Source organism: Pelomonas candidula, assembly GCF_043555985.1.
Classification (GTDB): Bacteria; Pseudomonadota; Gammaproteobacteria; order Burkholderiales; family Burkholderiaceae_C; genus Pelomonas; species Pelomonas candidula.
Genome location: NZ_JBIGIC010000010.1, coordinates 193,514 through 207,667, shown reverse-complemented (window position 1 = coordinate 207,667; position 14,154 = coordinate 193,514). Strand labels below are relative to the sequence as shown.

Below are 14,154 nucleotides of genomic sequence, written 5' to 3'. Positions count from 1 at the left end.
ATTTTTCCTTAATCAGTTGGGGACAGAGCTACTCGCTGCGCTCGATCGGTCTGTCCCGCAAATTCATCGACTTCAGACCTTGGCTGCTGCAGGCGCCTTGGCCTGAGCGATGGTGGTGGCGGCTTCCTTGGCGGCGTTCAGCTCGCCCAGGGCGCGGCGGTATTCGTTCGGGAACACCTTGACGAACTTGGTGCGCGCCTCGGCCCAATGGTCGAGGATGTCGCGCGCACGCTGGCTGCCGGTCCAGCGGTGGTGATCTTCCAGCAGCTTGCGCAGGATGGCCTCGTCGGTCTGGGCCTCGCGGTCCACGCCGTCGACACCCTTGGTGCGGTGCCAGATGGCCTTGTCGACGCCGGCTTCCTGCTCCTGTGCCGTCATCAGCTTCTCGAGCGTGACCATGCTGGTGTTGCAGCGCTTGGCGAAGTGGCCATCCTCGTCGTAGACGTAGGCGATGCCGCCGCTCATGCCGGCGGCGAAGTTGCGGCCGGTCTTGCCCAGCACGGCGACGGTGCCGCCGGTCATGTACTCGCAGCCGTGGTCACCCGTGCCTTCGACGACCGCCGTGGCGCCCGACAGGCGCACCGCGAAGCGCTCGCCCGCCACGCCGCGGAAGAAGGCCTCGCCGCGCGTCGCACCGATGAGCGCGGTGTTGCCGACGATGATGTTCTTCGTCGCGTCACCGCGGAAGTCGATGCTGGGGCGCACGACGACGCGGCCGCCGGACAGGCCCTTGCCGGTGTAGTCGTTGGCGTCACCGATCAGGTAGAAGCTGATGCCCTGTGCCAGGAAGGCGCCAAAGCTCTGTCCGCCCGTGCCTTCCATCTGGATGAAGATGGTGTGGTCGGGCAGGCCTTCGGGCTTGCGGCGGATCAGCTCGCCGGACAGGCGCGCACCGACCGAGCGGCGCACGTTGGTCACCTCCTGCATGAACTGCACCTTCTCGCCCTTCTCGAAGGCGGGCAGGCACTTCTCGATGAGCTTCACGTCGAGCGCGCGGTCCAGGCCGTGGTCCTGCACGTCGTTGTGGATGCGGGCCACGTCGGCCGGCACGTTCGGGCGGTGGAAGATGCGGGCGAAATCCAGGCCCTTGGCCTTCCAGTGCGAGATGGCCTTCTTGGTGTCCAGCCAGTCGCTGCGACCGATCAGCTCGTCGAACTTGCGCACGCCGAGCTGGGCCATGATCTGGCGCGCCTCTTCGGCGACGAAGAAGAAGTAGTTGACGACGTGCTCGGGGCGGCCGGTGAACTTCTTGCGCAGCACAGGGTCCTGTGTGGCCACGCCCACCGGGCAGGTGTTCAGGTGGCACTTGCGCATCATGATGCAGCCCTCGGCCACCAGCGGCGCGGTGGCGAAGCCGAACTCGTCGGCACCCAGCAGCGCGCCGATGACGACGTCCCGGCCGGTCTTCATCTGGCCGTCGGCCTGCACACGCACGCGGCCACGCAGGCGGTTCACGACCAGCGTCTGCTGCGTCTCGGCCAGCCCCAGCTCCCACGGTGTGCCGCAGTGCTTGATGGACGACCAGGGCGACGCGCCCGTGCCGCCGTCGTGGCCGGCGATGACGATGTGGTCCGCCTTGCACTTGGCCACGCCGGTGGCGATGGTGCCCACGCCGACTTCCGACACCAGCTTGACCGACACGTCCGCCTTCGGGTTGACGTTCTTCAGGTCGTGGATGAGCTGCGCCAGGTCTTCGATCGAGTAGATGTCGTGGTGCGGCGGCGGGCTGATGAGGCCCACGCCCGGCACCGAGTGGCGCAGGAAGCCGATGTACTCGGACACCTTGCCGCCGGGCAACTGGCCGCCCTCGCCGGGCTTGGCGCCCTGGGCCATCTTGATCTGGATCTGATCGGCGCTAACGAGGTATTCGGTCGTGACACCGAAGCGGCCCGACGCGACCTGCTTGATCTTGGAACGCAGCGAGTCGCCCTCTTGCAGCTCGTAGTCGGCCTCCATGATCTTGTGGCCGAGCACGTCGCCGATCTTGGCGCCACCGACGATCTTGATGCCCTTGAGTTCGTTGCGGTAGCGGGCCGGGTCTTCGCCGCCCTCGCCCGTGTTGCTCTTGCCGCCGATGCGGTTCATCGCGACGGCCAGCGTGGCGTGGGCTTCGGTGGAGATGGAGCCCAGCGACATCGCGCCGGTCGCGAAGCGCTTGACGATGTCGGCGGCCGATTCGACCTCTTCCAGCGGCACGGCCTTGGACGGATCGAACTTGAACTCGAACAGACCACGCAACGTCATGTGGCGCTTGCTCTGGTCGTTGACGATCTGCGCGTATTCCTTGTACGTCTCGAACTTGCCGCTGCGAGCGCTGTGCTGCAGCTTGGCGATGGCGTCGGGCGTCCACATGTGCTCTTCGCCGCGGCTGCGCCAAGCGTACTCGCCGCCGGTCTCCAGCATCGTCTCGAGCAGCGGGTCGTCGCCGAAAGCGCCTTCGTGCATGCGGATGGCTTCTTCAGCCACCTCGAACACGCCGATGCCGCCCACCTGCGTGGCCGTGCCCCGGAAGTACTTCTCGACGAAGTCCGCCTTCAGGCCGATGGCCTCGAAGATCTGCGCGCCGCAGTAGGACATGTAGGTCGAGATGCCCATCTTGGACATGATCTTGGACAGACCCTTGCCCACGGCCTTGATGTAGTTGTAGCGGGCTTGCTCGGCGGTCAGCTTGGGCGGCAGTTCGTCCTTCATCGCCTCGAGCGTCTCCAGCGCGAGGTAGGGGTGGACGGCTTCGGCGCCATAGCCGGCCAGCACGGCGAAGTGGTGCACTTCACGGGCGGTGCCAGTCTCGACGACCAGGCCGGCCGTCGTGCGCAGGCCTTCACGCACCAGGTGGTGGTGCACGGCGGACAGGGCCAGCAGCGCGGGAATCGCGATGCGGTCGGCGCTGACGTTGCGGTCCGTGATGATGAGGATGTTGTGGCCGGTCTTGATGGCGTCCACGGCCGACGCGCACAGCGAGGCCAGTTGCGCTTCGACACCGGCACGGCCCCAGCCCACCGGGTAGGTGATGTCCAGCTCGCAGGACTTGAATTTGCCGTTGGTCGGACCTTCGATGTGACGCAGGCGGGCCATGTCGTCGAAGTCCAGCACGGGCTGGCTGACCTCGAGGCGCATCGGCGGGTTGATCGCGTTGATGTCCAGCAGGTTCGGCTTGGGGCCGATGAAGCTGTTCAGCGACATCACGATGTTTTCGCGGATCGGGTCGATCGGCGGATTCGTGACCTGGGCGAACAGCTGCTTGAAATAGTTGTACAGCGGCTTGTTCTTGCCCGACAGCACCGCCAGCGGCGAGTCGTTGCCCATGGAGCCGATGCCTTCTTCGCCGTTGGCGGCCATCGGGGCGAGCAGGAACTTGATGTCTTCCTGCGTCGTGCCGAAGGCCTGCTGGCGGTTCAGCAGCGACGTCGCAAACTCGGGGCGGGCGCCTTCCGGCACGGCGATGTCGTCCAGCTTGACGCGGACGTTCTCGATCCACTGGCGGTAAGGGCGGGCGTTGGCGTACTGGTTCTTCAGCTCCTCGTCATCGACGATGCGGCCCTGTTCCAGGTCGATGAGGAACATCTTGCCGGGCTGCAGGCGCCACTTCTTGACGATCTTGCTCTCGGGAATGGGCAGCACGCCGCTCTCCGAGGCCATGACGACGAGGTCGTCGTCGGTGATGCAGTAGCGGGCCGGGCGCAGGCCGTTGCGGTCCAGCGCGGCGCAGACCTGGCGGCCGTCGGTGAAGGCCATCGCAGCGGGGCCGTCCCACGGCTCCATCATGGCGGCGTGGTACTCGTAGAACGCGCGACGGCGCTCGTCCATGCCTTCGTGCTGCTCCCAGGCTTCCGGGATCATCATCATGGCGGCGTGCGCGAGCGGGTAGCCGGCCATCGTCAGCAACTCGATGGCGTTGTCGAACGTGGCCGTGTCGGACTGGTGCTCGAAGCTGATCGGGTAGAGCTTCTTCAGGTCATCGCCCAGCACCGGCGACTTCATGACGCCTTCACGGGCACGCATCCAGTTGAAGTTGCCCTTGACCGTGTTGATCTCGCCGTTGTGGCAGACCATGCGGTACGGGTGGGCCAGCGGCCACTCGGGGAAGGTGTTGGTCGAGAAGCGCTGGTGCACCAGCGCGATGGCGGACACGACGCGCGGGTCGGCCAGGTCCTGGTAGTACTTGCCGACTTGGTCGGCCAGCAGCAGGCCCTTGTAGATGACCGTGCGGCAGCTCATGCTGGGCACGTAGTACTCGCGGCTGTGCGTCAGCTGCAGCGCCTGGATGGCGCTGGAGGCGGTCTTGCGGATGACGTAGAGCTTCCGCTCCAGCGCGTCGGGCACGATGATGTCCGGGCCGCGGCCGATGAAGATCTGGCGGATCACCGGCTCCTTCTCGCGCACGGTAGGCGACATGGGCATGTCACGGTCCACCGGCACGTCGCGCCAGCCGATCAGCACCTGGCCTTCGGCCTTGATGGCGCGGGCCAGTTCCTGCTCACAGGCCAGGCGCGAGGCGGCTTCCTTGGGCAGGAAGATCATGCCGACGCCGTACTCACCGGGGGGCGGCAGGTCGATGCCCTGCTTGGCCATTTCTTCGCGGTAATACTCGTCCGGGATCTGGATCAGGATGCCCGCGCCATCGCCCATCAGCGCGTCCGCGCCCACGGCGCCACGGTGATCCAGGTTCTCGAGGATCTTCAGACCCTGCTGGACGATGTTGTGCGCCTTCTGGCCCTTGATGTGGGCCACGAAGCCCAAACCGCAGGCGTCCTTTTCATTGGCCGGACGGTAGAGCCCGTGTTCGGTGAGGTCTTGAATTTCAGACTGAATCTGCGCGGCGTGGCTCATGGCGGCCCTCCTGGATCACAACAGGGCGGAAGCGTAATGCAGCACAGCCAATGCGGCAACTCAATTAAAATGGGGTCAGAGTAGATTTATTAGAAATTCCGCTGCCGATATAAATTAAATGGGGTCATAGTAAATAAGCGCCTTTGGCGTGCGAGGGAAGCTACGCATTCGTCTTTCGCGGCCTACCCCGAGGCCTGCGGGTGACGACAGCGGCGTGTTCGGTGGCCAGAGGCTTCAGGAACGCGTCACTCCCCACGGGCCGCCCACGCAGCACCGCTTCGGTGAACTGCGCCTGCTCGGATGCCCCAACACCCTGCGCCATGAACTCCCTATAGGCGTGCTCGCGCTCAAAAGGGGTGTTGCCCAATTGCCAGTACATCTCGTGCTCGGAGACGAGCACGTTGCGCGCCAGGCCCAGATGATGGGCCGCGCTGGACCAGGGCCATTGCGCCGCCTCGGCACACAGCCCTGCCCGTACCGGGTTGAGTTCGATGTAGCGCATGCAGGCCAGCAGATGCCGCTCGCCCTCGATCAATCCAGCTCGGAACCGCCCCTCCCACAATGTGCCGCTGCGCTGGTGCCGTGCGTTGAACCAACCCACATAACGCCGACCCAGCGACTGCATCATCCGGCTGAGGGCATCCGCACTGGGCGGCGTCAGCAGCAGGTGCAGGTGGTTGTCCATCAGCACGTACGCGTGAACGGCGACGCGGTACTGGGAGGCAGCCTCTGCCAGCGTCGCGAGCATGTGCTCGCGGTCAAGGTCGCTGAAGAAGATCGCCTGGCGGTTGTTGCCGCGCAGGATGACGTGGTGAGGCTTATCCGGCAGGATGAGTCGCGGGAGGCGGGCCATGCTTGTCCTTGCTGCCCCGGGGTGGAGCCGCAGTCAGCATAATCGACTCCGACCCCATTTTCAGAAGAGACTCTTGCCCGTCAACCTCTGGTGATCGCGAATGGCGAAACGATCGGTCATGCCGGCGATGTAGTCGGCGCAGGCCCGTTCGCGGTCGGGGCGCTCGGCGAAGTCGGGCGGCAGTTGCGTCACGTCCCCGGCGTAGACCGAGAACAGCTCCCGCAGTACTTCCTCGGCCCGGGCTCGCGTGGACTGGACCTGCGGGTGCCGGTACAGGTTGGCGAACAGGAAGCGCTTCAGTGCCGTGCTCCTGGCGCGCATGTCTGCGCTGAATCGCACCAGCGGCTTGTCGCAGCGACGTACCGCGTCAGCCTCGGCGGGTGTAGCTGCGGCCAACGCCGCCCGGGTCGCATCGATGATGTCGTAGACCTGGGCAGACAGCATGCGGCGGATGGTCTCGAACAGCAGCCGCTTGCCGGCCAGCTGCGGATGAGCATCAAGCGCCGAGCGCCAGTGCTCACGCACCAGGTCGACCTCCAGCAACTGCTCCAGCTCGATGAGGCCGGAGCGCACGCCGTCGTCCACATCGTGGGCGTTGTAGGCCACCTCGTCGGCGAGGTTGCAGAGCTGCGCCTCCAGGCTGGGCTGGCCGCCGTGAAGGAAGCGCATGGCGATGCCGCCCGGTTCGACTGCCTCGATGAGTTCAGCATTGCGCCGCGAGCAATGCTTGAGGATGCCCTCGCGCGTCTCGAAGCAGAGATTCAAGCCATCGAAGTCCGGGTAGCGCTGCTCCAGCTGGTCGACGACCCGCAGCGACTGCAGGTTGTGCTCGAAGCCGCCATGCCCTTGCATGCAGGCGTCGAGCACGTCCTGCCCGGCATGGCCGAACGGCGTGTGGCCCAGGTCATGGGCCAGCGCAACGGCTTCGACGAGGTCTTCGTCCAGGCCCAAGCTGCGCGCGATGGAGCGCCCCAGCTGCGCGACCTCCAGCGAGTGCGTCAGCCGCGTGCGGAACAGGTCGCCCTCGTGGTTCAGGAAGACCTGCGTCTTGTAGACGAGACGGCGGAAGGCCGTGCTGTGGATGATGCGGTCGCGGTCGCGCTGGAACTCGCTGCGCGTCGGCGCGGCCGGCTCGGCGAGGCGACGGCCGCGGCTGCGCGCCGGGTCGGCGGCATAGGCCGGGCGCATCGCCGCGGTCATCAGGCCGCTCCGTGCGCCGCCAGCGTCTCGACGATGAGCGCGTCGGGCACCGAATGCAATCCGGCCTGGCCCAGAGCCTCGATGAGCACGAAGCGGATCGCGCCCGCCTCGGCTTTCTTGTCGACGCGCATCAGCTGCAGATAGCGATCGGCCCCGAGCCTGGGCGGCTTCACTGGCAGGCCAGCTCGCTCGATCAACGTCTGCAGCCGCTCGACAAAGTCGGCCGGCATCAGCCCCATGCGCTGCGACAGGTCCGCCGCCAGCACCATGCCGCAAGCCACCGCCTCGCCGTGCAGCCATTCGCCATAGCCCAACCCGGACTCGATCGCGTGGCCGATGGTGTGGCCGAAGTTCAGGATCGCGCGCAGTCCCTGCTCCTTCTCGTCCTGGCCGACGACGTCCGCCTTGATCTCGCAGCTGCGCCGCACTGCGTAGCCCAGCACCGCCTTGTCGCGGCTCAGCAGCGCGTCGAGGTTGTCCTCGATCCAGCATAGAAAGGCGGCGTCGGCGATGGGACCGTACTTGATGACCTCGGCTAGGCCGGCCCGCAGTTCCCGGTCTGGCAGTGTGTCCAGCGTGTCGAGGTCCGCGATGACGCGTTCGGGCTGATAGAACGCGCCCAGCATGTTCTTGCCCAGCGGATGATTGATGGCCGTTTTGCCGCCCACCGAGGAATCGACCTGCGCCAGCAGCGTCGTCGGCACCTGCACGAAGGGCACACCCCGCATGTAGATGGCCGCGGCAAAACCGGTCATGTCGCCGATGACGCCGCCGCCCAGCGCGAACAGCACGGTCTTGCGATCCAGCGCCTCACCCAGCAGGTGATCGCAGATACGGTTCAGGCTTTCCCAACCCTTGTGCTGCTCGCCGTCCGGTAGAACGACGAGGTCGACACGCTTGTAGACAGCCAGCAGGCGCTCGCGCAAACGTTCTGCATACAACGGCGCCACGGTTTCGTTGCTGACGATGACCGCCGCCGCCGCCTTGGGCAGACCCTGCCAGCTGGCGGGCTCATTCAGCAGGCCGGAGCCGATACGGATCTCGTAGTTACGGTCGTCGGAGAGATGGATGTGAACGGTATCGGTGGCAGGCATGCGGCAGAGTGTAAGAGCCGCCCTCTTCCCACCACGTCGAACTGCTGTTACTGCGGCTCGGCGCCAACCGTGGCTGCCACCCGCGCCGGGTCGAGCAGACCCGCCAGTTCCAGCTGCATCAAGGCCATGTTGACCAGCGCGTGCACGGATGGGCGGGCGCTTTCCAGCACGAAATGCGCGCAACGTCGGTAGAGCGGATCGCGCAGGTGGTGCAGTTCGCGCAGTTTGGCGAGCGGGTCCTTCACCTGCAGCAATGGCCGGGTCGTGTCATGGCGAAGGCGGCGGTACAAGTCCTCGGGCGTGGACCGCAGGTAGAGCACCGTGGCGCCGTCGTGCAACAGCCCGCGGTTGCGATCACGCAGCACGGCGCCACCTCCCGTGGCCAGCACGCAGTCGCCAGGCCGGGCGATCAGGTCGGCGATGGTCTCCGTCTCGAGATCACGGAAGGCGTCCTCGCCATGCTGCTCGAAGAACTGCTTGACGCTGCCCCCGACGCGCAGCTCGATTTCCTGGTCCGAATCGACAAAAGGCACGCCGATCTGGCGTGCCAATTGTTTGCCGACGGTGGACTTGCCACCGCCGGGCATGCCGACGAGCGCAATCTTCAGTTGGAGCACGCCGCGGGCGCGGCGCCGGTGGCGACATTGACAGGAACTGCCGTCACGGTACCGCCAGGCGAGGTGATGTTGATCGTGATCGTGCCGCTGCTGGCTGTGCCGAACTTGTAGCCGATGGACAGGCCCGTCGGGCTCAGCGTGCTGGGCACCGGCGTGCCACCAAGAACCGATGCAGTGATCCCGTCGGTAGCGGAGACGCTGATCGTCGTGCCCGCGGGCATGGGATTGAAGGCCGTCGCATTGGAGTCGGCAACGAACATGGAGAACGATCCGCTGACGTTCGAGCCGAAATAGAGACTCGAGCCTGCCACCGGGTAGTAGCTCGCCGTATTGGCCACGTTATTGGTGTAGTTCTTGATCAGCGACACCGCCGTCGAGCAGATCCGATTGGTGGCGGACGGCGGACCCTCGTTGACATTCCGAGCAATGCCCCAGACCGGGTTCGCCGTCGAGCGCGAGAAGATCGTCTGCACCGCGCGCCGCACGTAGGCCTGTCCCCAGGTCTGGTTGCAGGTGTTGGGGCGCACTGGGATGCTGACGTCCGTCGCGAGCAGGGGAGATGTTGCCGCCACGCAGGCCAGGCTGCCAACGCCTGTGCTCAGCGAGATGTACTGGTCGTCGGCTGCGTTGTAGTAGTTGTCGAACTTGCGGTCGATGAAGATGTCGCCCAGATCCTGGAAGTCCTCGCCGGCGTCATAGACGTTGTTGCCGTTGACGTCGAGGAAAGACTTCTCGCCCAAGGCATAGGCCACCACGGTCACGCGGCCGTCGACCGGCACCGGCGACGCGGAAGCGAAATTAGCAGTGGCCGTCGCGATGCCGTTGGCGTTGACCGCAGTCTGCTTGGAAGCATTGATCTGGCCGGCGGTCGTCACGAAGTTGATGGCCGTGCCATCGGGCACCGGGTTGCCCAGGCGGTCGGACGCAATGACCGTGTAGGTATTCGTCGTCCCCTGGATGTCATAGCCCTCGATGTTCTGCGTGCCCTGAGCCAACGAGAAGTTCAGCTGCGACGGCAGGCCCACCGCAATGGACAGTGCACTGGAGACCGTGGAGATATTGCTGCCTTGCAGCGTCGCCTTGACACGCACCGGCGTCGGCACCGTGCCGGAATTGATGCGAACGATGACGTTGCCACTGCTGTCGGTGGTCTTGGTGACCGAGCCCGTCTGATCGTCCAGGGTCAGCCCGCCCACCAGCACGTTGGGCGTGAGCACGACCGTCTGACCAGGAAGGCCGTTATTGGACGCATCCTTCACCTGGAAGGTGACAAGAGAACTCTCGGTCAGGCCGGAGCCCTTCAGGTAGATGTTGGTCGGCGAAGCCGACACGAATCCGATGCTGGCGGCCGTGGGCGAGCTGACGGGCAGGCTCAGCGACTGAGTCAGCGTCGTCCCCGTCACGGCGAGGGTCAGATTGTCCGAGCTCTGCACAGCGCCGCAGCCCTGGTCACGCAGCGTGAAGGTCGCCTTGCCGGTCGCCGTGTTGACGCTGGCCGGCGTCAGCGTGGCCTTGCCGACCGTCACGCAGGATGACGTCATCGTCAGGCTGACCGACGACGTCGCCGACGTGCCGCCCAACGTGACCGACAGCGTCGATGTGCCATAAGCCGACAGCGTGCTCACGTCGGACGTGAACGAGCTGATCGTCACGTTCGTGGCGTTCAGCTGGAAGCCGGTCGACGCGGAGTAATCGGTCCCCAGGTAGCTGACCGTCGCGGTCAGCGTATCGGCACCGGTGGTGGCCGCCGTCGCCGGCGACAACACGACAGACGCTTTGCCGCTTGCATCGGTCAACGCAGAAGTGGCGCTCAGGCTGCCGAGTCCGGAGGCCGTCGCAAACTTCACGACCAAGCCTGGCAGCACGGCGCCGCTCTTGTTGACGACCGTCACCGAGACGGTCGCCGGTGCGCCGGCAGTGACCGTCGTCGACGACAGCGCAACCGACACCTTGGCCGTGTCTGTGGTCCCGCCGGAACCCGTGCCGCTACCGCCACCGACAACAGGGTCACCCGCGCTGCCGCCACCGCCGCCACAGGCCGACAGCAGGGCCGCCATTCCCAGTCCCAACGCTGCCTGGGCAAGGCGACGCCAGCCCTGCGTGACGATGGTTTGCAACATGCTCGAACTCCTGGATATCTCTGAATGTCTTGGTGCGTCAGTGCACGACGGACCGCTCGCTGACCACCTTGGGCGTCAGGAAGATCAAGAGCTCGGTCTTGGACGACGTGCGTGTCTTGTTCCTGAACAGGGCGCCGAGGTAGGGAACATCTCCCAGCACCGGCACCTTGTTGACGGTCTCGCCTTCGTCCTGCGTGTAGATGCCGCCGATAACGACCGTGCCGCCGTTCTCCACCAGCACCTGAGTCTGCGCGTGCTTGGTGTTGATGGCATAGCCCTGGGACGTCAGCGTACCGCGGCTGTCCTTGTTGACGTCCACGTTCAGGATGACGCTGCCCTCGGGCGTGATCTGCGGCGTCACCTCGAGCTTGAGGTTGGCCTTGCGGAAGGCGATGGACGTCGCACCGCTGGACGTGGCGACCTGGTAGGGCAGTTCCTCGCCCTGCTCGATGACAGCCTTGACCTGGTCCGCGGTGATGATGCGCGGGCTGGACACCACCTTACCCTTGCCATCGGATTCCAGCGCCGACAGTTCCAGATTCAGGAACCGGTTGGCCGTCGCGCTGAAGAGCGACAGGGCCACCGTCGCCGCCGAGGCGCCACTGAAGGCGTCAGAGGACGTGTTGGCAGCCAGGTTGACGAACTGCGTGTTGCTGTAGGCCGCCGTCGCGCCCTGGTTCGTCTGCGAGCCCACACCGTTGTAGTTGCCACCGATCGTCACGTAGTTGCTGCCACCGACGTTGTAGCCGGGGATGCCGCCTTGCGTGCCGCGCAGGTCGTTCGCGCCCAGCTTGACGCCGAGGGAACGGCCGAACTTGTCGTCAGCCTCGACGATGCGCGCCTCGATCAGCACCTGACGCACCGGCACGTCGATCTTGGCGATCATGGCCTGGATCTCTTCGAGCTTGCTCGGGATGTCCGACACGAAGAGCTGGTTGGTGCGCGACTCGGAGATGACGCTGCCGCGCGGCGACAGGATGCGCATCCCGGTGTTGGAACCGCCACTGCTGCTGGAACTGGAGCTGCCACTGCCACCGCCACTACTGGTGCCGATGCTCTGGCCGCTGATGCCCTTGGCAACTTCCTCGGCCTTCACATAGTTGAGCTGGAAGGACTGGGTGCGCACCGGCTCCAGTTGGGCGATGGCCGCCTTGGCTTCGAGGTCGAGTTTTTCCTTCGTGGCCAGTTCGTCCTTGGGTGCGATCCACAGCACGTTGCCGGACTTCTTGAGACCCAGGCCCTTGGCCTGCATGATGATGTCCAGCGCCTGGTCCCAGGGCACGTCCTTCAGGCGCAGCGTGACGTTGCCGGTCACGGTGTCGCTGGTGACGACGTTGAAGTTCGTGAAGTCGGCGATGACTTGCAACAGTGCGCGGACTTCGATGTTCTGGAAGTTCAGCGACAGCTTGTCACCCGCGTAGCCCGGGCCCTGAGTCAGCTTGTTCGGGTCGATCTTCTGCGAGCGAACCTCGAGCACGAACTGGTTGTCGCTCTGGTAGGCACTGTGCTCCCAGTTGCCTTTGGGGTCGACGACCATGCGCACGCGATCACCCACCTGCGTCGTCGTGATCAGTTGCACCGGCGTGCCGAAGTCCGTCACGTCGATCTTGCGACGCAGGTTCTCCGGCAGGCTGGAGCGCAGGAACTCGACCACGAGGCTTTGGCCCTGCTGCTGGATGTCGACACCGACCTGGCTGCTCGGCAGATTGACGATGACGCGGCCGGCGCCGTCGGCACCGCGACGGAAGTCGATGTCGCGCAGCGCCTGCGGCGCAGCGTTCTGGCTCTGCGCGAAGTGCACCGGCTCGCTGGGCGACTGGGGCGCCGCCTGCATCGTGTTGCCGAGCACCAGCACGAGGGCGTTGCCCTCCAGCTTGGCGCTGTAGCTGGATGCCTGGCGCAGGTTCAACACGATGCGCGAGCGCTCGCCGGCCTGGGCCACATTGGCCGAGCGCAGATTGCCCTGGTTGATGTCGACGACGTTGCGGCCGATGCCGTTGACGACGCCGGGCAGGTCGATCGCGATGCGCGGCGGCGTCTGGACCGTGAAGCCCGTCGGCACGGCGGCCAGTGGCTCGCTCAGTTCGATGCGCACGACGTCCACACCGGCCTGCTGGCTGGTATTGATCGCCCGGATCTGGGTCTGCGCCCAGGCCGCAGGCGCGCTCAACAGCGCGATGGCGACCCCCAACAACCAGCTACGGCCCATCGACTTGTTCTCCTGGAGTGTCTTCATCGTCCCTTCTCCTGTAGCTGGAGGGTACTGGTGCGTTCGATGTATTCGCCCGCAGCGTCCTGGACGATCTCTCGCAACGTGATCTCGGTTTCGGTGATCTTGGTGATGCTGCCGAAGTTCTGGCCCAGGTGTTCCCCGACCTTGACCTGATAAAGCAGGTTGTCGACGCGGAGCAGCGCATAGCGCTGGTTGTCACGCGTGAGGCTGCCAACCATGGCCATGTTGTCCAGCGGATAGGCTTCCAGTGGCTCCTTGCGCCGCTTGATCTCGGCCGTCAGCAGCGAATTGGGCTGCGCGGCCTCCTGGCGGATGGCGACAGTCAGCTTCTGCGTGCTGAAGGGGTCCACGCCGGCGGCGGATTCGTAGGGCTGGGGCAGGAACTTCTTGGGCGGCAGCAGCGGCGTGACGGAAGGCTTGGCCTCCTTGCGCTGCTGCTCCATCCACTGGCGCAGTTCGTCGATGTCACCGCTGCAGCCTGCCAGGGCCATCAGCAAGGCGACGCACATCAGCTGGCGCCTCATTTCTTGCCCCCCGTTGCCTTGGTCGCGGCCTTCTTCTGCTCGGCCACTTCCGCCGGGTCCAGATAGCGATAGGTGCGCGCCGTCGCCTCCATGCTGAGCAAGCCGTTCGAACCCGCCTGCGCACCGGTGGGAGCGACGACGACGAGGTTGTGCAGCGTGACGATGCGCGACAGGTTGGACACATCGGCTGCAAAGGCACCGATGTCGTGATAGCGGCCGGACACACGCACGGCGATCGGCAGCTCGGCGTAGTAGTCCTTGACCAGCACCTGTCCCGGACGGAACAACTCGAACTGCAGGCCACGGCCGACACCGGCGCTGCTGATGTCGGACAGCAGCGAGTCGATCTCGGCCTTGCCGGGCAACTGCTTCTCGAGCTGGGTCACGTACTCCTCGACCTGGCTTTTCTGCTTGCGCAGTTCAGGCAGGTTGACGGCCTGGGCGAGCTTGTTGTGGAAGTCGTCGCGCAGCTGGGGCTCACGATTACGCTCGGCTTCGAGGCCCGACTGCACATCGGACAGCCAGAAGAAGTAGCCGGCGCCGATGACGGCCACCATCACGGCGAACCCAGCAGCCAGCTTGGGCGCGAGCGGCCACTGGCCGGGCTCCTTGGGATTGAGGCCCTGGAACTGGGCGGAAACGTCCGCAAACCAGGCGTTCAGGTCGATCTTGGGCATAGAGGC

Annotated in this window: 9 protein-coding genes; all 9 read right to left on the bottom strand. The window is 65.5% G+C overall.

Translation table 11 applies throughout. The features are described from left to right. Nucleotides 1–72: 72 nt before the first annotated feature. On the bottom strand, nt 73–4,830 hold the full coding sequence (locus ACG04R_RS19795) for a glutamate synthase-related protein (protein ID WP_394414800.1): 4,758 nt from the start codon (nt 4,828–4,830) through the stop codon (nt 73–75). 160 nt (nt 4,831–4,990) lie between these two features. Next, complete coding sequence (locus tag ACG04R_RS19790) at nt 4,991–5,683, bottom strand: REP-associated tyrosine transposase (RefSeq protein WP_394414797.1); 693 nt, start codon at nt 5,681–5,683, stop codon at nt 4,991–4,993. Between the two features lie 60 nt (nt 5,684–5,743). Next, nucleotides 5,744–6,883, bottom strand: a complete 1,140-nt coding sequence (locus tag ACG04R_RS19785) for a deoxyguanosinetriphosphate triphosphohydrolase (protein ID WP_394414794.1) — start codon at nt 6,881–6,883, stop codon at nt 5,744–5,746. After that, complete coding sequence (aroB, locus tag ACG04R_RS19780) at nt 6,883–7,977, bottom strand: 3-dehydroquinate synthase (protein ID WP_394414791.1); 1,095 nt, start codon at nt 7,975–7,977, stop codon at nt 6,883–6,885. Before aroB ends, ACG04R_RS19785 begins: the two co-directional genes overlap by 1 nt. A 47-nt stretch (nt 7,978–8,024) precedes the next feature. After that, entirely contained in the window at nt 8,025–8,585 is a 561-nt protein-coding gene (locus tag ACG04R_RS19775; RefSeq protein ID WP_394415009.1) for a shikimate kinase, read from the bottom strand. Continuing rightward, nucleotides 8,582–10,714, bottom strand: a complete 2,133-nt coding sequence (locus ACG04R_RS19770; protein ID WP_394414788.1) for a hypothetical protein — start codon at nt 10,712–10,714, stop codon at nt 8,582–8,584. Before ACG04R_RS19770 ends, ACG04R_RS19775 begins: the two co-directional genes overlap by 4 nt. A 37-nt stretch (nt 10,715–10,751) precedes the next feature. Beyond that, nucleotides 10,752–12,950: a type IV pilus secretin PilQ gene (locus tag ACG04R_RS19765; protein ID WP_394414785.1), complete on the bottom strand. Its 2,199-nt coding sequence runs from the start codon at nt 12,948–12,950 to the stop codon at nt 10,752–10,754. Next, complete coding sequence (locus ACG04R_RS19760; protein WP_394414783.1) at nt 12,947–13,471, bottom strand: pilus assembly protein PilP; 525 nt, start codon at nt 13,469–13,471, stop codon at nt 12,947–12,949. The genes ACG04R_RS19765 and ACG04R_RS19760 overlap by 4 nt, the downstream gene beginning before the upstream one ends. Next, nucleotides 13,468–14,148 (bottom strand): type IV pilus inner membrane component PilO, encoded by a 681-nt coding sequence (locus ACG04R_RS19755; protein ID WP_394414780.1) that lies wholly within the window; start codon nt 14,146–14,148, stop codon nt 13,468–13,470. The genes ACG04R_RS19760 and ACG04R_RS19755 overlap by 4 nt, the downstream gene beginning before the upstream one ends. Nucleotides 14,149–14,154 lie beyond the last annotated feature (6 nt).

Bases quoted from the DNA above. Each gene is read 5' to 3' on its own strand.
- ACG04R_RS19795 (WP_394414800.1), bottom strand. From the start codon at position 4,830: ATGAGCCACGCCGCGCAGATTCAGTCTGAAATTCAAGACCTCACCGAA.
- ACG04R_RS19790 (WP_394414797.1), bottom strand. From the start codon at position 5,683: ATGGCCCGCCTCCCGCGACTCATCCTGCCGGATAAGCCTCACCACGTC.
- ACG04R_RS19785 (WP_394414794.1), bottom strand. From the start codon at position 6,883: ATGACCGCGGCGATGCGCCCGGCCTATGCCGCCGACCCGGCGCGCAGC.
- aroB (WP_394414791.1), bottom strand. From the start codon at position 7,977: ATGCCTGCCACCGATACCGTTCACATCCATCTCTCCGACGACCGTAAC.
- ACG04R_RS19770 (WP_394414788.1), bottom strand. From the start codon at position 10,714: ATGTTGCAAACCATCGTCACGCAGGGCTGGCGTCGCCTTGCCCAGGCA.
- ACG04R_RS19765 (WP_394414785.1), bottom strand. From the start codon at position 12,950: ATGAAGACACTCCAGGAGAACAAGTCGATGGGCCGTAGCTGGTTGTTG.
- ACG04R_RS19760 (WP_394414783.1), bottom strand. From the start codon at position 13,471: ATGAGGCGCCAGCTGATGTGCGTCGCCTTGCTGATGGCCCTGGCAGGC.
- ACG04R_RS19755 (WP_394414780.1), bottom strand. From the start codon at position 14,148: ATGCCCAAGATCGACCTGAACGCCTGGTTTGCGGACGTTTCCGCCCAG.